This is a genomic window from Corynebacterium sp. HMSC036D02 (assembly GCF_001836165.1).
Taxonomy (GTDB): domain Bacteria; phylum Actinomycetota; class Actinomycetes; order Mycobacteriales; family Mycobacteriaceae; genus Corynebacterium.
The window spans coordinates 19,534-40,228 of the sequence record NZ_KV827705.1; the positions used below are offsets into that span (position 1 = coordinate 19,534).

The 20,695-nt window shown below is 62.8% G+C and carries 20 protein-coding genes and 4 tRNA genes; 8 read left to right on the plus strand and 16 right to left on the minus strand.

Features of this window, described 5'->3' with window-relative positions; all coding sequences use genetic code 11:
• Positions 1-45 precede the first annotated feature (45 nt).
• The 6 genes from rplK to HMPREF2743_RS10140 form a co-directional block, all read right to left on the minus strand.
• Positions 46-489 (minus strand): 50S ribosomal protein L11, encoded by a 444-nt coding sequence (rplK, locus tag HMPREF2743_RS10115; protein WP_010189723.1) that lies wholly within the window; start codon positions 487-489, stop codon positions 46-48.
• A gap of 164 nt (positions 490-653) precedes the next feature.
• On the minus strand, positions 654-1,562 hold the full coding sequence (gene nusG, locus HMPREF2743_RS10120) for a transcription termination/antitermination protein NusG (RefSeq protein WP_070818750.1): 909 nt from the start codon (positions 1,560-1,562) through the stop codon (positions 654-656).
• Positions 1,563-1,701: 139 nt separating this feature from the next.
• Positions 1,702-2,028, minus strand: a complete 327-nt coding sequence (gene secE, locus HMPREF2743_RS10125; RefSeq protein WP_070624551.1) for a preprotein translocase subunit SecE — start codon at positions 2,026-2,028, stop codon at positions 1,702-1,704.
• Between the two features lie 25 nt (positions 2,029-2,053).
• Positions 2,054-2,129, minus strand: a tRNA-Trp gene (locus HMPREF2743_RS10130).
• Positions 2,130-2,256: 127 nt separating this feature from the next.
• Positions 2,257-2,328, minus strand: a tRNA-Met gene (locus tag HMPREF2743_RS10135).
• A 34-nt stretch (positions 2,329-2,362) separates the two neighbouring features.
• Positions 2,363-2,438: transfer RNA gene (locus HMPREF2743_RS10140), tRNA-Thr, on the minus strand.
• Positions 2,439-2,682: 244 nt separating this feature from the next.
• Between HMPREF2743_RS10140 and HMPREF2743_RS10145 the strand changes: the two genes are divergently transcribed.
• Positions 2,683-3,804, plus strand: coding sequence for a glutathione S-transferase C-terminal domain-containing protein (locus HMPREF2743_RS10145; RefSeq protein WP_070818751.1), 1,122 nt, complete (start codon positions 2,683-2,685; stop codon positions 3,802-3,804).
• 66 nt (positions 3,805-3,870) lie between these two features.
• Here HMPREF2743_RS10145 and HMPREF2743_RS10150 read toward each other — a convergent pair.
• A tRNA-Tyr gene (locus HMPREF2743_RS10150) sits at positions 3,871-3,953 on the minus strand.
• Between the two features lie 76 nt (positions 3,954-4,029).
• Positions 4,030-5,034: a polyprenyl synthetase family protein gene (locus HMPREF2743_RS10155; protein ID WP_070447998.1), complete on the minus strand. Its 1,005-nt coding sequence runs from the start codon at positions 5,032-5,034 to the stop codon at positions 4,030-4,032.
• A gap of 93 nt (positions 5,035-5,127) precedes the next feature.
• On the opposite strand from HMPREF2743_RS10155, the gene HMPREF2743_RS10160 reads away from it, so the two are divergent.
• On the plus strand, positions 5,128-6,366 hold the full coding sequence (locus HMPREF2743_RS10160) for a geranylgeranyl reductase family protein (RefSeq protein ID WP_070818752.1): 1,239 nt from the start codon (positions 5,128-5,130) through the stop codon (positions 6,364-6,366).
• A gap of 22 nt (positions 6,367-6,388) precedes the next feature.
• Here the strand turns inward: HMPREF2743_RS10160 and HMPREF2743_RS10165 are convergent, their stop codons facing one another.
• Genes HMPREF2743_RS10165 through HMPREF2743_RS10195 form a run of 7 tightly spaced genes read right to left on the minus strand, consistent with a single transcriptional unit; the run spans position 6,389 to position 14,449 of the window.
• Positions 6,389-7,078, minus strand: coding sequence for a demethylmenaquinone methyltransferase (locus HMPREF2743_RS10165; protein ID WP_070731367.1), 690 nt, complete (start codon positions 7,076-7,078; stop codon positions 6,389-6,391).
• Between the two features lie 11 nt (positions 7,079-7,089).
• On the minus strand, positions 7,090-8,289 hold the full coding sequence (locus HMPREF2743_RS10170; RefSeq protein WP_070818797.1) for a glycosyltransferase family 4 protein: 1,200 nt from the start codon (positions 8,287-8,289) through the stop codon (positions 7,090-7,092).
• Positions 8,290-8,297: 8 nt separating this feature from the next.
• Entirely contained in the window at positions 8,298-8,741 is a 444-nt protein-coding gene (locus tag HMPREF2743_RS10175) for a DUF3592 domain-containing protein (protein ID WP_070818753.1), read from the minus strand.
• Positions 8,742-10,442, minus strand: coding sequence for a 2-succinyl-5-enolpyruvyl-6-hydroxy-3-cyclohexene-1-carboxylic-acid synthase (gene menD / locus HMPREF2743_RS10180; protein ID WP_070818754.1), 1,701 nt, complete (start codon positions 10,440-10,442; stop codon positions 8,742-8,744). It lies immediately after the preceding gene.
• Positions 10,426-11,028 carry a hypothetical protein gene (locus HMPREF2743_RS10185; protein WP_070818755.1) on the minus strand — a complete coding sequence of 201 codons (603 nt, stop codon included), beginning with the start codon at positions 11,026-11,028 and terminating at the stop codon, positions 10,426-10,428. Before HMPREF2743_RS10185 ends, menD begins: the two co-directional genes overlap by 17 nt.
• A gap of 10 nt (positions 11,029-11,038) precedes the next feature.
• Positions 11,039-13,390 carry an ATP-binding cassette domain-containing protein gene (locus tag HMPREF2743_RS10190; protein ID WP_070818756.1) on the minus strand — a complete coding sequence of 784 codons (2,352 nt, stop codon included), beginning with the start codon at positions 13,388-13,390 and terminating at the stop codon, positions 11,039-11,041.
• Positions 13,391-13,438: 48 nt separating this feature from the next.
• Positions 13,439-14,449 carry an o-succinylbenzoate synthase gene (locus HMPREF2743_RS10195; protein ID WP_070711063.1) on the minus strand — a complete coding sequence of 337 codons (1,011 nt, stop codon included), beginning with the start codon at positions 14,447-14,449 and terminating at the stop codon, positions 13,439-13,441.
• A 98-nt stretch (positions 14,450-14,547) separates the two neighbouring features.
• Between HMPREF2743_RS10195 and dcuC the strand changes: the two genes are divergently transcribed.
• From dcuC to menE, 6 genes are all read left to right on the plus strand, one after another.
• A complete protein-coding gene (gene dcuC, locus HMPREF2743_RS10200; protein WP_070711044.1) occupies positions 14,548-15,957 on the plus strand; it encodes a C4-dicarboxylate transporter DcuC in 1,410 nt (469 codons plus the stop codon).
• Positions 15,958-16,020: 63 nt separating this feature from the next.
• A complete protein-coding gene (locus HMPREF2743_RS10205; protein ID WP_070818757.1) occupies positions 16,021-16,623 on the plus strand; it encodes a hypothetical protein in 603 nt (200 codons plus the stop codon).
• A gap of 161 nt (positions 16,624-16,784) precedes the next feature.
• Positions 16,785-17,246: a DIP1984 family protein gene (locus HMPREF2743_RS10210; RefSeq protein WP_010189741.1), complete on the plus strand. Its 462-nt coding sequence runs from the start codon at positions 16,785-16,787 to the stop codon at positions 17,244-17,246.
• Between the two features lie 347 nt (positions 17,247-17,593).
• Entirely contained in the window at positions 17,594-18,574 is a 981-nt protein-coding gene (locus HMPREF2743_RS10215) for a 1,4-dihydroxy-2-naphthoyl-CoA synthase (protein ID WP_070596767.1), read from the plus strand.
• A gap of 21 nt (positions 18,575-18,595) precedes the next feature.
• On the plus strand, positions 18,596-18,757 hold the full coding sequence (locus HMPREF2743_RS12800) for a hypothetical protein (protein ID WP_168167323.1): 162 nt from the start codon (positions 18,596-18,598) through the stop codon (positions 18,755-18,757).
• An 11-nt stretch (positions 18,758-18,768) separates the two neighbouring features.
• Positions 18,769-19,917: an o-succinylbenzoate--CoA ligase gene (gene menE, locus HMPREF2743_RS10220; RefSeq protein WP_070818758.1), complete on the plus strand. Its 1,149-nt coding sequence runs from the start codon at positions 18,769-18,771 to the stop codon at positions 19,915-19,917.
• Here menE and HMPREF2743_RS10225 read toward each other — a convergent pair.
• Complete coding sequence (locus HMPREF2743_RS10225) at positions 19,914-20,603, minus strand: metal-dependent transcriptional regulator (RefSeq protein ID WP_046647781.1); 690 nt, start codon at positions 20,601-20,603, stop codon at positions 19,914-19,916. The genes menE and HMPREF2743_RS10225 overlap by 4 nt on opposite strands.
• Between the last annotated feature and the right edge of the window lie 92 nt (positions 20,604-20,695).

Sequence of the window (20,695 nt, forward strand, 5' to 3'; positions counted from 1 at the left end):
CCTGCCACGCGCGATACAGAACGTATCGCGCATTAAATCGAATTATTACTTAGCCGGGACGCCGTCAACAGTGATGCCCATGGAGCGAGCGGTACCAGCGATGATGCGGGCGCCGTTCTCGATGTCACGAGCGTTGAGGTCCTCAAACTTGGTCTGTGCAATCTCCTTGCACTGATCCCAGGTCACGGAACCGACCTTGTCGGTGTGCGGAACGCCGGAGCCCTTCTTGATGCCAGCGGCCTTGAGCAGGAGCTTCGCTGCCGGCGGGGTCTTCAGCTTGAAGTCGAAGGAGCGGTCCTCGTAGACGGTGATTTCTACCGGCACGACGTTGCCGCGCTGGGACTCGGTCGCAGCGTTGTAGGCCTTGCAGAACTCCATGATGTTGACGCCGTGGGCACCGAGTGCCGGGCCGACCGGCGGAGCCGGGTTAGCAGCGCCTGCCTCGATCTGGAGCTTGATCAGGCCAGTGACCTTCTTCTTGGGAGCCATCGAATTACCTCTTTCCTGTGGTACCGGAGTGCTGCCACGATGAATAACAGCGCCCCGTCCGGATGCTCACGCATTGTGGGCCACCGGAGGATGAACGTTTCAAGATGCGCAAAAGCGCACGGCGTTCAAGTTTAGAACACCGTGCGCCCAGCTCAAAATCGCTTTTAGGAGATGCGCTCGATCTCCGTCGGGGACAGCTCCACCGGGGTTTCGCGGCCGAAGATGGACACCAGGCCCTGCATCTTGCCGGTCTCCGGGTCGATTTCGGAGATGGTGGCGGAAACAGAAGCCAGCGGGCCGGACAGGATGGTGACGGCCTCGCCCACTTCGAAGTCGTGCGCGTAGGCCTTGGCGGCCTCCTTCTCCGGCATGGCCACAACCTGCTCGCCTTCGGAGTCTGCTGCGGAGTCCTCCGGAGAGACCGTCGGATCGTTCGGCATGAGGAACTTAGCCACGTCGCGGATCTTCACCGGGGTCGCGTTGCCCTCATTGCCCACGAAGGAGGTCACGCCCGGGGTATCGCGGACGACGGACCAGGCAGCGTCGTTAAGCTCCATGCGCACCAACACGTAGCCCGGCAGCAGCTTGCGCTTCACCACCTTCTTCTTGCCGTCCTTCTTCTCCAGGACCTGCTCGACCGGCACAACGACCTCAAAGATGGAATCCTCCACCTCGAGGGTCTGGGCGCGCATGTCGAGGTTGGTCTTCACCTTGTTCTCATAACCGGAGTAGCACTGGATGATGTACCACTGGCCCGGCTGCTTCTTCAGCTCGCGGGTAAAGGCGCGCAGGCGGGACTTGTACTCGGCGTCTGCGGCAGCGGCGGCGTCTGCCTCAGCGCTTGCCGACGCCTCCCCCGCACCCTCGCCTTCAGCCTCATCCGTGACGCCACCGAGAGCAGCCTCAGCGGCCTTGGTAGCAGCTTCCTTTTCGGCAGCTTCCTTCTCCTCGGCGGACAGTTCCTCCTGCGGCTGCTGGGATTCCTCAGTAGCCTCGACCGCTTCAGCGGCCTGTTCCTGGACGTTATCGATCATGGCCTGCTCGAGGGAGGTGCCAGTGTTTTCTTCGCTCATTGTCTGCTACTCCAAATTGGTGTTCATTCTTCTAGTCCCCCACCAGGGTACTCGGCGGGACTAGGGCAAAAAGTATCCCGCCGTTTCCCCTAGTCAAGCTAGCGGGAAGGCGGCGGGATGAAAGTATGAGATTAGTGTACTAAGGCGCGAGGATTGCTTCAACTCCGAGGCCAGTCAGCGTGTCCACGCCCCACACTAGGGCGGTAAGGACAATAAGGAACGCGAAGGTCACCAGAACATACTGCAGCATTTCCTTGCCGGTAGGCCAGACAACCTTCTTCAGCTCGGAAGCAACTTCACCCGGGAAGGAGCCGACAGATCCGCCGAAAGAATCTTCCTTCTTATCCTCGACGCGCACAACGCGCTTGTCGGTGTAGGAATCGGTAGAGGTGGTCGCTGCGCCAGAGAGCTGACGCTTGCCGGTTGGGCGCGGGGCCCCGGTGCTCGGCTGCTTTTCATCGCTCACGGCGATTCCCTCCTTGGAAGTGATGTGGCAGGGGCGACAGGACTCGAACCTGCAACCTACGGTTTTGGAGACCGTTGCGCTACCAATTGCGCCACGCCCCTTTGCGTGCCCTTTTGGGACAACGCACAACCCTACCAGAACGGTGATTCCCCATGAAAACCACGTGCCGTATAAGGCTGGGAGTCGGTAATGAAAAAGCGCCCGTGCGCGGGCGCTTTTCTTTCCCGGTAGCGATGGCGAGAATTGAACTCGCGACACAGCGATTATGAGTCGCTTGCTCTACCACTGAGCTACACCGCCATATTCACTTTCTGAAAGCCTCCAGAAACATGAATGGAGCCCCCTGACAGAATCGAACTGTCGACCTTTTCCTTACCATGGAAACGCTCTGCCGACTGAGCTAAGGGGGCACAGCCTCTTAGAGTCACGGAGTTTCTCCGCTGTGCTCTCGTTGAAGCCTTGAAAAGATTAACCCGAAACGCTTAAACAACACAAATCGCCAGTACACCATTGGTTTTTAGGAGCTTTTAATCACGTAAATCCATCCCTAACAACCCCTTCGTCACACTCGCGGCAATCCACCTCTTGCCACCTGTATGCCAAATCCAGCTATTGTTGACGTATCAAATACTTTTCCGGCTACAGGGAGGAAAAATGACTACTGCCATCCACAAAGAACCATCGAAGGACTGGGCCGGGGACGCCCAGAATGCCTCGATGGAGGGCGAATTCAAGCGGGATACCAACTACATCGGCGATCGCATTCTCGCCTCCATCACCAGCGATGAGCCCCAGCCCGCCAATAACGAGGGTGGAGAAGCCCTGCACTGGCCGGTGCAACCCCACCGCTACCGTCTCATCGCCGCGCGCGCTTGCCCGTGGGCGCACCGCGCGGTCATCGTTCGGCGTTTGTTGGGACTGGAGGATGTCATCTCCTTAGGCTTGGCAGGCCCGACCCACGACAAGCGCTCCTGGACTTTCGATCTCGACCCCGACGGACTCGATCCCGTCCTGCGCATCCCCCGCCTGCAGGATGCGTATTTCGCGCGCTTCCCTGAGTACCCGCGGGGCATCACGGTGCCAGCCATTGTGGAAGAATCCAGCGGCAAGGTCGTGACCAACGACTTCAACTCCATGGTGCGGGACTTTCAGACAGAGTGGACCGAGTTCCAGCGAGAAGGCGCACCCAACCTGCTGCCGCCATCCGAGCAGCAGGAGGAGATGGAGGAAATCAACGACTTCATCTTCAGGAAGCTCAACAACGGCGTGTATCGCGCGGGATTCTCCGCATCCCAGGAGGCTTATGAAGAGGCCTATGCGGATGTCTTCGAGGTCCTCGACTGGCTGGAGGAGCGGCTAGCCCACCGCCGCTTCATCATGGGTGAGCACATCACGGAGACCGATATCCGGGCATACACCACCTTGATCCGCTTTGACGCTGTCTACCACGGCCACTTCAAGACCAACCGGAACAAAATCAGCGAGATGCCGAACGTTTATGGCTACTTGCGCGAGCTATTCCAGCTCCCCGGTTTCGGCGATACCACCGACTTCACCGAGATCAAGCAGCACTACTACATCGTCCACCGCGAAATTAATCCCACCCAAGTCGTACCGGCCGGTCCCGACCTTAATGGCTTGGCACAGCCCCACGGCCGCGATCACCTGCCGGGTGCTCCCTTCGCTGAAGGCACCACCCTGCCGGGGCCGTTGCCCAAGGCTGAGCGGTTGAAGAACCCCACGGATTTCCAGCGAGAGCTGTTCTCCTTGGATTAGACCCTGAGTCACCCGGAGATCGAAAAATCCCGCAGACTCATCATCGCGTCTGCGGGATTTATTCTGTGCCAGGTAGAAGATTCGAACTTCTGAAGGCGAAAGCCGGCGGATTTACAGTCCGCTCCCTTTGGCCGCTCGGGCAACCTGGCAAGCACTCTTGAGTGCGGTTATGTACTTTACTACGAACTCCCGCCTAACATGCAAATCGCCAGGCAGGAGGGGCTTTTAACCCACGCGCTGAACGGTATAGTCCGCCAACTGGCGCAGTGCTTCACTAGCCGTGCATTCCGGCAGCAGGGAGAGCTGGTCCTCGACCACGCGCAGGTAGGCGTTGACGTCGGCCAGCGCCTTATCACGGCCGCCCGACTGCCACAGCAGCTCGATGGCGCGTTGCACGGAAGCGTCATCCTCCAGCGGGCCTGTCAGCAGGGCGCGCAGCTCATCGCCGACCTCGCCTTCCTCCTCCAGGGCATAGAGCACCGGCAGGGTGAACACGCCCTCGCGCAGGTCCGTGCCCGGGGTCTTCCCGGATTCCTCGGAGTCGGAGAAGATGTCGATGACATCGTCGACGATCTGGAAAATCATGCCTACGGCCGCACCGATTTGGCGCAGCGCCTCGCACTGTTCTGGACCCGCACCCGCGTGGTAGGCACCCAGGTAGCCGGCGGAGGCAATCAGCACCGCGGTCTTTTCCCGGATCACCGCCGTGTAGTGCTCTACGGCGTTGGCTTCGCCAGCACCGATGGTTTCCCGCATCTGGCCGGTGACGAGCTCCTCGAAAGTCTCCGCGAAATGCTCCACCGTGTGGGTATCCAGCTGGCTCATCAGCCGCGAGGCGTGCGCGAGCAGTGCATCGCCCGCCAGAATCGCCACCGAGTTGGTCCACCGGAAGTTCGCGGAATCCACGCCGCGTCGGCGCTCCGCCTCATCCATGACATCGTCGTGGTAGAGCGTAGCCACGTGGACCATTTCCACCACGGTTGCCGCCTTCACCACCTCGGGGGATTGTGAACGTTCACCGAACTCGGAGGCCAACAACGCCATCATCGGGCGGAAACGCTTGCCACCAGCCAGGGACAGGTGGCGCACTTTGTCCTTGATGAAGTCCTGCCCGCGGTCGAGCTCCGTATTCAGCAGGTCCTCTACAGCAGCCATCCCGGCGTTGATACGCTCGGTGAGCTGCGCATCCCCCAAGTCCACGTGCTTGGCGTGAGTTTGGCCGTGTGACATTAAACGTGTTCCTTTAAGCTCAAAAATCCTAGTGTTTACTTACCGTAGCCCATGGCACGGCCCTCAACACACTTGTGGCCACTATCCCGTGCAATGATAGTCCCCATGTCGGAGCAGATCGATTCCACCCTTGTTGACGTCGCCATCGTAGGTGCCGGGCCCGCCGGCGCTGCCGCCGCTATCCACGCCGCACGCGCCGGCCATGAGACGCTGCTTGTCGACGCCTCCCCTTTCCCCCGCGACAAGACCTGCGGCGATGGACTGACCCCGCGCGCCATGCACCAGTTGGAGCTCCTCGGCATCGAGGTCAACGCGTCCTACCGCAACCGCGGGCTCAAGCTACACGGCTTCGGCGGCACCGTAACCGCTCCGTGGCCTAAGACCTACCCCTCTCACGAAGGCACAGCCCTGCCGCGCTATGAATTCGACGCGCTGCTTGTCAATGCCGCCCAAGAATCCGGCGCACGGCTAGTGACCGGCGCGGCGACACAGCCGGAGCTGGACGGCAACCGGCTGGTGGAGTTCTCCGTCGGCAAGCGCCGCGTGCGCGCCCAGTGGGTCATCGTGGCCGACGGGGTGCGCTCGACGTTTGGCAAGCAGTTGGGCCGCACCTGGCACCGCGAGGAGGTCTATGGCATTGCTGCACGCGCTTATGCCGATTCACTGCGGGACGGCGAGGAATGGATGCACTCCCACGTTGAGCTCAAGGACCCCGAGGGCGTGGTGCAGCCGGGCTATGGCTGGATCTTTCCGCTGGGCCAGGGGGTCAATATCGGCTTGGGCGCGCTCTCTACGGCCGCCCGCCCGGCCCGCCTCAACACGAAGAAGGCGCTGGATTTCTACGCCGAACAGCAGCGTTCGGAGTGGGGTCTAGGCGAGCTGCGCAACGTCACCTCGGCGATGCTGCCGATGGGTGGTGCGGTGTCTGGAGTTGCCGGCGCCAATTGGATGCTCATCGGTGACGCTGCGGCCTGCGTTAATCCGCTCAACGGCGAGGGCATCGATTATGGCCTGGAAACGGCAGCGCTCGCCGTGGAGATGCTCGGCACCAAGGACCTCACCTTGGCGTGGCCAGACCGGCTGCGCGCCGAGTATGGCGAGGCCTTCCTGCTCGCTCGCACCGCCGCGCGCCTGCTGACCTACCCACAATTCCTGCCGCTGGCCGGGCCAGTGGCCATGCGCGGGCCGGTGGGCCGCATGCTCATGCCGGCCGCGGCACGCCTTATGGGCAACCTCATCACCGACGAGGACAAGGACCTCCTCGCCCGCGCCTGGCGGCTGGCCGGCGGGGCGGTCTCCACGCTGCGGCGCGATACACCTCTCTGGGCCTAGGGCCTTTAGGCCTGCTGCCCTCTTAAGCGGGCTTCACTGCGGAGTGCAACGCCACGATGCCCCAGGTCAGGTTGCGCCAACCTGCTTGTTCCCAGCCATTGCGATTAATAGCGGCGGCCAGCTCATGCTGCTCCGGCCACGCACGGATGGACTCTGCGAGGTAGATATAGGCCTCCGGGTTGGAGGAGACGACCTTGGCAATCGGCGGTAACAGGCGGGTCAGATACTCCTTGTAGACGGTGCCAAAGACCGGGATGACCGGCTTGGAGAACTCCGCCACCGCTAGGCGCCCGCCGGGCTTGGTCACGCGCGCCATCTCCCGCAGGCCCAGCTCGAAGTCGTGGATATTGCGCAGACCGTAGGAAATGGTCACCGCGTCAAAAGTGTTATCCGCAAAGGGCAGGCGCATTCCATCGCCGGCCACCTTGGGAACATCGCGTTCCGCGCCAGCCGCGAGCATGCCGAGGGAAAAGTCACAGGCCACGCACCACGCGCCGGACTTGGACAGCTCCTCGGTAGAGACGGCCGTTCCGGCAGCCAAGTCAAGGACCTTCTCCCCCGGCTGCAGGTTGAGCCGCTCGCGGGTCAGCCGGCGCCAGCGCGCGTCCTGCCCAAAGGACAGCACCGTGTTGGTGATGTCGTATTTCTTGCCCACCGCGTCAAACATGCGCGCGACATCGAAGGGCTTCTTCTCCAGATCTGCCTTAGACACAAGCGCCTAGTTTAGGCGACGCGCGCTCCCAGAGCGCGAGCGGCCCAACGCGGCAGCTCCGGACGCTGGCCCAAAATGGTCAGCGGGACCTCACGGACATTCTCCAAAACCTCGTCGTAGTAGCCCAGCAGCTGCTCGCAGAGAGCCGGCCAGGTCTTGGAGGCAATCGACTTCCGGGCGTTCTCCCGCAACTCCTGGTGAATCTCCGGATTGAGAAGCGCGTCGACGGCATTCGGGAGATCCTCGACGAACGTGGGGACATCGAGAAGCAACCCGTTATAGCCCTCCTCGATGAGGTCCACCGGGCCGCCCGCGCGGGGGCCGATGGTGGGCACGCCTGAGGCCTGCGCTTCCTGGATGGCCTGGCAGAAAGTCTCGAACTCGCCGGCGTGCACGAAGACATCAAGGCTTGCATATGCGGCTGCGAGCTCCTCGCCACCCAGCGCCCCAGTGAAGACTGCACCTGGCAGCTGGGCCTCCAGCAGCGGACGCTCTGGGCCATCGCCAACAATGACGAGCTGAATGTCTTCGCGACCGTTAAGGGCCGACAGACGGTGCACGCCCTTCTCCGCGGCCAGGCGTCCCACAAAGCCGACGATCTTCTTGCTTCCTGTGGGATCCCACTCGCGGCGCAGTGCGGCCGAGCGCTTCGAGGGGTGGAAGCGCTCCGAGTCCACGCCGCGACCCCAGTGGCGTACGTTCTTGATGTGGTGCTTCTCCAAGTCGCTGATGGTCAGTGAGGAGGGCGCGAGAGTCATCTGGCACGCATTGTGGATGGTGCGCAGCCACTCCCACACCCCATAGGCCAGCGCGGAGGCGTGGTACTTGGTGGCAAATCCCGCGACGTCCGTCTGGTACAGCGCCACTGCAGGAATGCGCAGCTGACGTGCGGAGAATGCTCCCGCAGCTCCGAGAACGAAGGGACTGGCCAGGTGGATGATGTCCGGCTTGAACTCGCGCAGCGCCTCGTCCACTGCGGAGGTGGGCACCCCGACCGGGAGCGAATCCACCAGCGGCACCCGCACGGTGGGCACGCGCACGATGGTGAAGCCGAGATAATCGGGGATCTCCTCCTGCCCATCCCGGGCGCCGGGGGCGATGACGATGGCCTCATGGCCGTGCTCGTGGAGGTGTTCGAGGACACGCAGCACGGAGTTGGTCACTCCGTTGACGTTAGGCAAGAAGGATTCCGCGACGATGGCTACACGCATGCGCCCCATCATTCCTTTCCTGAGTGCTCAGCTGGTAAAGCACGCGCTAAATTCCGGTTAATTTTCCCGCTTGCCCACCAGCATGCCCCGGCGATCAAGGTGGCCACGGCCGCAGAGGACAACGCCGGAATGATCGATAGCGTCCATTCTCGGCCTTCCACCTTGACTAGGTCCGGGTTGTTCTTGGCATAGAGCACCCACACCTGCTGGCCCTCCCCCAGCCCGGTGGGATAAAGCAGTCCGGTGGGCGGGGTGTGATAAATCCCTTTCGAATCCTGGAAATCCACGAAGGTGCGTAAGGTACCGACATCCGTCACCGTGGCCAGGGCGCGCCCGGGGTTGGCGCCGATGGTGCGGTCATTGAGGAAAGGACCGATGACCATTCCCGCCATGCCCACTAAAGCTGCGGCATACAGCACCAGGATCAGCTGGCGTACCCGGCGCCGCGGCATTTACTGACCTACCTTGGCGTTCAGCGCTTCCTGTAGCGCACGGCGCGAAGACCGGGTGGTATGTGCCTCCACCACGGTGATGCCGGTGGAGTATTCCTTGAGTTCTGCCAAAACGTCGAGAAGCTCCTGCGCCGAGCTCACCTCGCGGTGCTCAGCGCCGCAGGCTTCCGCCAGCTTGGCAGCACCCACCCCATGCGGCGTCCCAAAGGCCCTCTCAAAGGAGGGGCGCAGGGGCTCACGGCCTTGTTCCAGCACCTCGAAAATGCCGCCGCCGTCGTCGTTTGAAACGACGACGGTGAGGTTCTCCGGACGCGGGTTGTCCTCGGGGAGAATGAGCGAGGTGGCGTCGTAGAGGAAGGTGACATCCCCCATGAGCGCCACGGTGCGTGGGGCGCGGGGTGCGTCAGCCTCGCGGGACTGGGTGGCCAGCGCGATACCGATGGCCTGCGCGATGGTGCCGTCGATGCCGGCGGCCCCGCGCGGCGAGTAGGTTTCCACGCCGTCGAAAGGCAGGCCGATGAAGGAAGCATCCCGCACCGCGTTGGAGGCGCCCAGGACAAGGGTATCGCCGACGGCCAGGGTATCCCCCACCGCGGCGGCGACGTGGAGGCCGGTAAAGCCGATCTCGGGCTTGGTGGCATCCTCACCGGTGGTCTCCGCTAGAACCTCACGAACGCCGTCGGCCGCCATCTGTGCCGCACCTTCGCAGATCTTCATCCACTCGCGCGTCGGCTCGCCGCTGGTCTTCACGGTGGTTCCCAGCTGTGCGGCTTCGCCGCGCGGGTTGGTGAAATCTTCCGTGCGGGACAGGCAGATGAGGTCGATATCGGGATCACTCAGCAGTGCCAGGACACCACGGTGCAGGGTGGGGTGGCCTACGACGATAACCTGCTCCACCTTGGTGTTGACCACGTAGTCATTGGCGGAAACTTGGGCGCGGCGGAAGAGGTGTGCTGCGGCCGGGTGCACCGGGTGATAGGGCGCGGGTGCGGTGGGCTCGGCGATGGTCGGGACATCCTCCAGCCCCTCGACCTCCCAGGCTTCATCGCCCGCGATGACGAGCGTGTTGCGGCTGAGATCGACAGCCACTTCGCCGTGATTGGACCACCGCGGGGTGCGCGCGCGGTGCTGCGTGTAATCCGTCGGGGTACCGGGCAGCTCCTCCCCTACCAGCGGGGCATCGAGAGCCACGTTGATGTGCACCTGGCGGTCATTCAAAAAACGCTCGGCGATGAGCGGAATATCACCCGTGCTCTCCACCTGGGTGGTCTCCGCATACACACCAAAGATGCCGGGCTGCTCAATGGTCTGAGAGGCCCCCGTGCCCACCAAGCGAGCCGGGCGGTCCGCGCTGATGACGGCCAGCGGGGTATGGGAGTAATGCGCCTCCACCATCGCGGGCAGCGTATTGGCCACCGCGGTGCCGGAGGTCATGACGATGCCGACGTGCCGGCGCTGGACGCGGGCCAGACCTAAGGCGGCGAATGCGGCGGAGCGCTCATCCAGGCGGGTATGCACGCGAATATCGCTGCGCGCGAGAAGCGCCAAAGACAGCGGTGCATTGCGCGAACCCGGGCAGATCACCACGTCAGTGAGGTGCCGCGAAAGCTGGGCCGCCAGCGCTTCGGCCAGCTGCATCGACTCCGGCTGCGCGGCGGCAGTCTTCTCGGAATGAGACTCAGTATTAGGCATTGCCTGCATCACCCGCACCGAGTTCTTCCATGCCCGAATCGAATTGCTCGAAGAGGTCATTGATCAACCCATCGATGTCGTCTCCGCCCCGTTCCACTCGGTCCCGGATGTCCGGCGGCAGCTCCGTAGGCAGCTCCGTCGGAATATCGGTGGGGAGGTTATCCCGTGGCGAGCTCTTGGTGGTGGTCACCGTGGTGGGAACCTCAGTGGTCACGGTCTCGGTGACCGGCTCCGGAGCAGGCTTATCGGCATCCGCTGCCGCACCTCGCCACAAGAAAAACAGCACGCCGGCAATAACGACGGCGAGGGCAGCGATGGCCGCGAAGACATAGGACAGGGCTCCCCCACCCTTCTTCGGCTGCTCCACCTGGTAGCTGGACGGCACCGGGTCATACTGCGGCTGCTGATAATTCTGGTCATAGCCCTGCTGATAGGGCTGGCCGAAAGCCTGCGTGTTCTGGGAGCCGGGCTCCGGGAAGTGTTGTTGGGGGCGCTGTGGCGGCTGCTGTTGGGGCGCGCCGAACTGGCGGGTTTCATTCTCACCGGTGACGCGGCCGAACTGCCGCGTCTCGTTGTCACCGTTGTTGTGGGTCATGGGATTTACCTTATCGTGCACCCGCGCCGCTTAGCACCCGGCCGGTGGGCGTTTGGCCCGTGGCGACCTGACCCGGCGTGCCATCCGCCACGATCTGTCCGCCCTCCGACCCGGAGCCCGGGCCCATCTCGATGACGCGGTCCGCGCCGGTGATGAGGTGGCGGTCGTGGTCCGCCACCACCACGGTGTGGGAGGCATCCACCAGCGAATGTAGCTCCGTAATCAGGAGGTCAATATCGGCCGGGTGCAAACCAACGGTCGGCTCATCCAACAGGTAGACGGTATGGCCCCGGCGCGAGTTGCGGGAGCGCTGCAGCTCCGTGGCGAGCTTGATGCGCTGCGCCTCACCGCCGGAGAGCTCCGGCGCGCCCTGCCCTAAGCGCAGGTAGCCCAGCCCCACCGCTTCCAGTGTTTGGAGCGCGTGGAGAATCGGTGCTTCATCCGCAAAGACTTCCAGGGCTTCTTCCACCGTGAGGTCCAAGATGTCCGCGATGGTCCTACCCTGCCAGCGGATGGACAAGGTGTCATCGTTATAGCGCTGTCCGTGGCAGTCCGGGCACTGGGTATAGGAGCCGGGCAGGAAGACCAGCTCGACTTCAATCTGACCGGCACCGCCGCAGGTATGGCACTGGCCTTGCTTGACGTTGTAGGAAAAGCGCGAGACCGTCCATTTCTTTTTCTTGGCCTCCGGGGTAGCGGCGAAGAGCTTGCGCACGTTGTCGAAGAGGTTGGTGTACGTCGCCACCGTGGAGCGCGGGGTTCGGCCGATGGGCTTTTGGGTAATGGAGACCACGCGCTTGACCTGCTCCGGGCACTCCGGGCCCGTGAGCGTGTCATTGAGTGCGGCCAGCAATGTGGATTTGCCGGAGCCCGACAGCCCAGTAATGGCCGTAAACTGGCCGAGCCCGAAGTCCACGTCAAGGCCGTCGATGGTGTGCGAGCGCACCTGGCGCAGAGCGATATCCCCGTGTGCCGAGCGCGCATCGGCCTTGGGCGTGGGGCGCGGGCGAGCCAAGGCACGCGCGGTGGGAGTGTCGGCGGAGTCCGCGGCCGCAATGTAGTCAGCAACAGGACCCGAGTACACCACCTGGCCGCCGCGCTCACCGGCGAGTGGGCCGACGTCCACGATCCAATCGGCGTGCTTGACCAGTTCCATGTCATGTTCCACCAGCAGCACCGAGTTGCCCTCCGCAATGAAGCGACGGCACATGTCCAGCACCGCGCCCCTCTCCACCGGATGCAAGCCCGCAGAGGGCTCATCCAGGACATAGGTCACGCCATAGAGCCCGGAGCGCAGCTGCGCGGCCAGGCGCAGGCGTTGGACCTCACCGCCCGAAAGTGTCTCCGTCGGCCGGTCCAGGCTGAGGTGCCCAAGGCCGAGCTCTAAGGCCGATTCAAAAGCCGGCAGGAGGGCCTTGAGGAGCAGGTCCTCAGCGTCATTCGGTTGCGGTTTCTGGGCTTTGAGGAGCTCGAAGGTTTCGCTGAGCGGGAGGGCATTGAAACGATCGATAGGCAGCCCGGCATAGGTCACCTTGAGCGCCTTCGCCGTCAGCCGCCGCCCATCGCAAACATCGCAGCGGCGGGTTTCCATGAAGCTCAAGACGCGGGCGCGAAGCGTGTCCGACTTCGTCTCCGCATAGGTCTTGGTCAGGTAGCTGGCCACGGAGCGCCACGTGCCCTCGTAATTGCGCTGGATCTGATCCGCCCCGCGGCGCGGCTTGACGGTTACCACCGGGCGCTCCTCGGTGAAGAGGATCCACTCGCGGTCTTTCTTCGGCAAATCCTCCCACGGTGAATCCAAGTCATAGCCCAGTTCTTGCAGAATGTCGTGGAAGTTCTTGCCCGCCCAGGCTCCGGGCCACGCAGCAATCGCGCCTTCCTCGATGCTCAGGCTGGGGTCCGGCACCATGGACGCCTCCGTGGGTTCGTGGACCACGCCGGTGCCCTGGCACTCCGGGCACATGCCTTCTGGGGTATTCGGGGAGAAGGAATCGGAGTACAGGCCCTCCGGGTTGTCACCGCAGCGCGAGTAAAGAAGGCGCACGGAGTTAGACATGGCGGAGATCGTGCCCACGGTGGAGCGCGCGCTGCTTGCCGACGCCGACTGCTGCAACGCCACCGTCGGCGGCAACCCCTCAATGCGGCCGACCTGAGGGTCCACCGCGGAGGCGATGAGGCGTCGAGCAAAGGGCGCGACGGATTCCAGGTAGCGGCGCTGGCCTTCGCCATGAATGGTGCCGAAGGCCAGCGAGGACTTGCCGGAACCGGACACCCCCGTCACGGCCACGAGCTGGCCGCGTGGAAGGTCCACATCCACGTTGCGAAGGTTGTGCAGGTGCGCGTCTCTCACGGAAATCGTCATGCCCGCCAGCCTACGCTGACCTCCGGACATGGACCGTGAGCTGTGCTTTTAAAGGTGCGGCCAGCACTGACGCACACGCTCGAACCACCACTCGCGGCGCTCGCCCGGCGCGGCGAGCGCGCTGAGGCGATCCGGATCGGGGGCAAGGGATTCGGCGCGCAGGTGACCGTCGACAAGCTCGCGTGGTGCTGTCACATCCTCCAGGAACAGCGACCCGGTAGCCAGGCCCGCAGCGGCCGGGGTGACGTCGATGTCTTCGTCGTCATAGATTTGCGGCAAGGCGGCCACTGCGGCAAGTCCCATGGAGATTCCCACCGAGGTATCCAGGGCAGAGGCCACCGTGATGTCCATGTGGCGCTCGCGCAGGTGGGAGGCTACCTCGAGTACTTTGCGCACCCCGCCCAGCGGCGCGGGCTTAACCACGGCGACATCGGCCGCCTGCAATTCCGCCACCCGATAAGGGTCGCTAGCCTTGCGTATGGATTCATCAGCCGCCACACGCACGAAAATCCCGGCGCGCATGAGCTGGGTGCGCACCTCCTTGAGTTCCTCAACGGTCTTGCACGGCTGTTCCATGTAATCCAGCGGCATGAGCTCCTTGGCCGCGGTGACGGCTTCCTCAACGCTCCAGCCGCAGTTGGCGTCGACGCGCAAAACCGGCACGCGACCCTGTGCCTCGATGTAGGCGCGGACAGCGTGAACGCGCGCGATATCGTCCTCTAGGGTCTGCCCCTTCTCCGCCACCTTGATTTTGAAGGTGCGGCAGCCGGGATAGCGCTCCATGACCTCCGGCACCTGCTCGGCAGGAACCGCAGGGACGGTGCCGTTGACTTCTACCCACTCGCGCACGGGTTCCGGAAAGCCTTCGTAGGCCGCTTCCAGCCCGGCGGCGAGCCAGCGGGCGGATTCCTCCGCTCCGTACTCCAGGAAGGGGGCGAACTCACCCCAGCCCGCGGGGCCATCGATAAGCAGCGCCTCCCGGGTAGTAATGCCGCGGAATTTCACGGCGAGGGGCAGGGATACCACGTGGGCGCGATCGAGGACGTCATCAATGTGCATGAGGTTCATCGTACGTGTGGGGGGTTGAGCGCGACACCTGTCATAGCCGGTGTTACCTTATAACAGTAAGTGGATATAACCAGAAGAAGGATCCTCAGATGCTTTACCTTCTCATCGCACTGCTGGCCATCGCCGCAGTTGTCTACCTCATCTATAAGAAAGTCCACGCCGCGGCCTCCATCTTCGCCGTTGGCGTAGTCCTGCTCATGCTCGCCGCCCTCACTGGGCGCGCGGATTTCCGCACCACCGAAATCGAAGCCACGGGTAATGCCTTCTACGATCAGCTGCTCGTCGTGGACGCGCTATTCAAAGCACGCTTCTCCGGCATCGGCATGGCGATTATGGTGCTCTTCGGCTTCGTGTCCTATATGCGGCACATTGGTGCTGATGCCAAGACGGTCGTGGTGCTCTCCTCACCGCTCAAGCGCTTCAAAGGTTCCTACTGGCTGGTTCCAGTGGGCTTCATCTTGGGCACGCTGCTCTCGCTGGTGATCCCCTCGGCCGCAGCGCTGTCCTTGCTTCTTGTGGCCACTCTCCTGCCAGCGCTCATCGCTGCGGGCCTGACCCCGCTGACCGTGGGCGCCATCGTGGTGACCTCCTCTACCATTGTGCCCACCCCACTTGAGGCCGGCCTCATTCAGGGCGCCGATCTCACCAACATGACGCCGACGGAATTCGTCTACGGTGCTGTCGCCTATGCCACCGTTCCCACGCTCCTCATCACGGCCTTCGTCCACATGTGGTGGCAGCGCCACTGCGATAAGGTGGATGCCCGCAAGGCTGAAAGCTCCGGTGAGGTCAGCGCCGATTCGATGCACGATGACGCTACCGAGGAAGCTATCGCCCGCGCCGCTTCCCTGCCGGGCTACTACGCCGTGCTTCCGCTCATGCCGCTGCTACTCATCATCGTCTCCGCCATCCTCAACCGCATGGGCGTTATCCCCTTTGAGGGCGGCATCCTCCCAGTGACTGTGGTCTCCCTGTTCATCGCGATGATCATCGAGTCCATCCGCAAGCGCACCGTCACGGGTGCCGTGGATTCCATCTCCAGCTTCTTCAAGGGCATGGGCGAAGGTGCTGCGGGCGTCGTGGCCCTGCTGGTTGCCGCCGCCGTCCTGGTCGAAGGTATTACGCAGATGGGCGTCATTGACATGCTCATCGACGCCGCCGAAGGCTCCTCCGGCGCCGCCGTCATCATCGTTCTCATCTTCGTCGCCGCGACCGCCGCGATGGCCGCACTCACCGGTTCCGGCACCGCGCCTTACTTCGCCTTCTCTGAGGTAGTGCCCAACCTGGCCTCGCAGACCTCCATCCACGCCCCGCAGATGCTCACCGCCATTTGGGGTACGTCCAACCTGATGCGCCAGGTCTCCCCGGTCAACGCCGCGGTACTCATTGTTGCCGGCGCCATCAAGGTCAATCCCATCCAATTGGTCAAGCGCACCTCCGTGCCCATGATTGTGGCGACGGTGCTCAACACGCTGTTTGCGTTCATGTTTATTGGGTAGCACTCCCCGGCTATGGCCTCAGCGCCCCCTTAGACCACCATGCGGGGCGCTAGGCTACAACTCATGCGAAAACTCTCTACTCTCTCTTTTCTCGTCGCCGCCGGAATTGCATTGAGCGCCTGCGGCGATAATCCTGATGCCTCCGCACCTGCTAGTGAGGCTTCTGTCGACAGCCAATTAACCTCCGTTGCGGCCTCAGTGACTGTCTCCACTTCCGAGGCCGCCGAGGACAGCGGCCCCGCGCCGACTCTTAACGATGCCCCGAGCGACACCCCCGCCACGGACGACAACGCCAACCCCAACCCGGGCGGCCACAACATCAATGTCGGGCAAGTCGGCGGCGAATGCGGCTATACCAATAAAGGCGACAAGATCCACGCAGGAGAAAACACCTCCTGTGAGTTCGCCGCCGCTATGTTTGATGAGGCCATCAAGCACACTTTTACCTGGTCACAGCGTAACCCCACCGTGAATGGCTCCTACAACACCCACATTTCTGCAGCGAGCCCGGCGACCAAACAAACCTACGACCTGTATTGCGCCATGGGCTCTGACACTCGAACTTTCTACTGCGGCATCGACGGCGACAACTCTGTCTACGCCAGCTTTGAAGAGGCCAATAGCCAGACGTGGACCAACCGGCTTTCTACCGAAGGCCAGCCTTAGCGAGAAACCGAACATGACGTACATATCGATCAAATAAGGCCCCAGATCATCGAAGTTTTGGGGCACTATTTGTTAGAAGTGTCACGACCGCACGGCGAAGCCTCTTGCCTGCCGTACAATTGCACAGACAATCAATCCCATTAAGGGTTAAAGGAGGAACCATGCTACTTGCTGAAGCCTTGGCCGAGCGCGCCCAGGCGCAGGAGCGCCTCAACTCGCTGAGTGACCGACTCGCGGCAACCGTCCGCATCCAGGAAGGCGATGAACCGGATGAGAACCCGACGGATCTCCTCCGTGAGCTGGAGGGCGTAACCAAGCGCATCGATGAGCTCGTCATCGCGATCAACGCCACGAACACGGCTACCGCGTTCGACGATGAGATCACGCTGATGGAGGCACTCGCACTTCGTGATGGACTGCTGCGCAAGCGCCGCATTTACCAGGGATTGGCCGAGCGCGCGGGTGCGCGCCACGACCGCTACTCCCGCTCAGAGATCAAGTTCGTGGCCACGGTGCCCGTGCCGAAGTTGCGCGAGCGCGCCGATGATCTGGCCCGCCAGTACCGCGAACTGGATACCCGCATCCAGCAGCTGAACTGGAATACGGAACTGATAACTAAATAGCGACTGCCGCTAGTTGTGCCGCATCCTTGCGGCACGTAGTCATGTCGTGTGCGTCGAACCGCACACGACGGTAGCCCACACTCTTCGCAGCGAGCGCAACCCTTTACTGGGCAGGGAAAGTCCAGTGCTTCTCAGGCGCCTTCGTAGCGCAAGAAGGCAGGGAGGTTCGATTCCGTCCCACTGTATGGTGTACCGCGCTGGTACGGAGTACACGTGCACATTGACGGGGCATACCCCGCAGTATTGTTTATTGTTTATCACCGCCGCGCTGGGCGGAGAGTGTGGGTGAGGGTTGGGAATGGGGACTATACTTCCGGCGCACTGCTTTCCAATTAAGCTGGTGTGCCATGAGCGAGCAGAAGAATTACAGCACCGATAATCCGTTCAAACCGGAACTCTGGCGCCCCGTCGAGGGCTTTGAGGCCCTGACGGATATCACCTATCACCGGCTCATCAGCGACGGCCCAAAGCCACAGCGCAAGGACGGCATCGTCCGCATCGCCTTCGACCGCCCCGAGGTGCGCAATGCGTTTCGCCCGCACACGGTGGATGAGCTCTACCGCGCGCTGGACCACGCGCGCCGCACGCCAGATGTTGGCACGGTGTTGCTGACCGGCAACGGGCCCTCCCAAAAGGACGGCGGCTGGGCGTTTTGCTCCGGCGGTGACCAGCGCATTCGCGGCCGCTCCGGGTACCGCTACGCCACCGAGCACGCGCACGATGACGCGACTGCCGACGAATCCACCGTCGACACCGCCCGCGAAAAAGTTGAGGGCGGCCGCCTGCACATCCTGGAGGTCCAGCGCCTCATCCGCACCATGCCCAAGGTGGTCATCGCCGTGGTTAACGGCTGGGCCGCCGGCGGCGGGCACTCCCTGCACGTGGTGTGCGATATGACCATTGCCTCCCGCCAGGAAGCCCGCTTCAAGCAGACCGACGCCGACGTCGGCTCTTTCGACGCCGGCTATGGCTCGGCCTACCTGGCCAAGATGGTGGGCCAGAAGTACGCCCGCGAGATCTTTTTCTTGGGACGCACCTACGACGCGCAGCGCATGTACGAGATGGGTGCCGTCAACGAAGTAGTTAACCACGCCGAGCTGGAGGACGCCGCCATCCAGATGGGACGCGAGATCAACATGAAGTCCCCCACCGCCCAGCGCATGCTCAAGTTCGCCTTCAACCTCACCGATGATGGCCTCATGGGCCAGCAGGTCTTCGCCGGCGAAGCCACCCGCTTGGCTTATATGACCGACGAAGCCGTCGAGGGCAAGGAATCCTTCCTGGAAAAGCGCGAGCCCAACTGGGATGACTTCCCGTACTACTACTAGTTCCCCCAAGGAGAGCCTGACGTGCTTTATTTTTCCATTGCCCTCGCGGCCATCGCGCTCGTTGCCGTCATCGGTTCCCGCGTGTGGATGTTACGCCGCATCCAGCAGGCTCAGAGGGACGGCGAGCGCCCCTTCGATCAGGAGGATGAGCTCATCAACCCTTACGAGCACCGCGGGCGGTAACCTAGCTAACCGTGACCATCCTCTCTCCTCTGCCTGTCAATCCACATGACCCCGCCGCCATCCTCCCTGATCTGGAAGCGGCCATCGCAGGACAAGCCACCTTCCTGCCCGTCCCGGCGGAGGACCGCACCCGCGCGCAGCTCCTGCGCAACCACATGCGCGCAGGAGAACCCATTGACTCCTCCATCGCGCTGGTCGTGGCCACCTCCGGGTCCACGGGCACACCGAAGGGCGCGCAACTCACGGCCGCCAACTTGGTCTCCAGCGCCGATGCCACGCACCGGGCTCTCGGCGGCACCGGCCAGTGGCTGCTAGCCATGCCTGCCTCCCATATCGCGGGCATCCAAGTATTGGTGCGCTCCCTCGTCGCGGGAGTGGAGCCGCTGTGCCTTGATCTCTCAGAAGGGTTCTCCGTCCCTCATTTCGCCCGCGCCGCGCACGAGCTGGCCGCCACCGGGGATCGCTCATACACGGGACTGACCCCGATGCAGCTGGCCAAGGCCATGGATTCACTAGAGGGAATCGAGGCCCTGCGCACCTTTGATGCCATCCTCGTCGGGGGCGCTGCCACCCACCCGCAGTTGCTGAATTCGGCAAAGAAGCTGCGCATCAGCATCGTCACTACGTATGGATCCTCGGAAACCGCCGGGGGCTGCGTCTATAACGGTGAACCCCTGGATAGTGCGCGCGTGCGCATCGGCGAGGAGAACCGCGTTTTCCTCGGCGGGCCCATGATTGCGCAGGGCTACCGCAACGTGGACTCGGATGCTTTCATGGTCGATGAATCCGGCACTTCCTGGTTCGCCACCTCCGACACCGGCGCGCTTCACGACGGCCACCTCACCGTCACCGGGCGCCTCGACAACATCCTGAACACCGGCGGGCTCAAGCTCCATCCAGAACAGCTCGAGCAGCACATCCTGCGCGTGCCGGGAGTGGAGAGCGTGTGCGTGGCCGGCATCCCCCACCCACGCTTAGGACAGATGATCGTCGCTGCCTATACCGGATGGGCGGATGTCGGCGATATCCTTGTGGCTCTCGACGATAGTGGCCTTCCCCGGTGGCAAATCCCCAAGGACTTCAAGCGCCTGGCCCAGCTCCCCACCACCGGTCCCGGCAAGGTTGACCGCCTCGCCGTCGCCCGCATGTGGGACAGCTAAGCCTCCGCTTCGCCAAAGCTGCGTACGGCAATGCCGCGCGCAGCGGATTCCCCGAGGGGGAAGTGTGAACCTTCATCGACGGCAACCTCGAGCACACCCGCAACCGAAGGGGCAACGACGGTCAATTCTACTCCCGGCCGCACTCCATATTTATCCAGGTAGCGCAAAAATTCGCCATCAGCGTCAGTGACCTGCTCCACGGTGACGGGGGTCTGCGCGGGGACGTCGATAAGCGTAATGCGCGAGACCGGCTCGGCAGTGCCATCCGGGGCAGGTATGGGATCACCATGCGGATCGCGGGCGGGGTTGCCCAGGAAAGAATCAAGACGTTCAACGAGCCTGTCGGACGTCGCGTGCTCTAGCATTTCTGCCTCATCGTGCACCTCATCCCAGGTATAGCCCAGAGTGCGCACGAGGAAGGTTTCCAGGAGCCGATGCCGGCGCACCATTGCCACAGCCAGCCGCCGGCCTTCCTCAACAAGCCGAACACCGAAGTAGCGTTCGTGTTCCACCAGCCCCTTCGCGGCCAGGCGCTTGACCGCCTCCGACGTGGTGGGCAGCTTCTGCCCCGCCGCTTTAGCTAGGTCCCCCAGCGGCATCGCGGTATTAGCGCCCTCTTTCTCCTCATAGGTCCAGAGGATCTTGAGGTAATCCTGGGTGCGTTCGGGCAGCTCACTGATGTGCATACCCCCATCGTAGTTCAGCCTATTGCTTCCAAAGGTTTCAGGACTTATGCTCTTTCAAGTTCAATCTATTGAACATCGACATTCACTTTTAA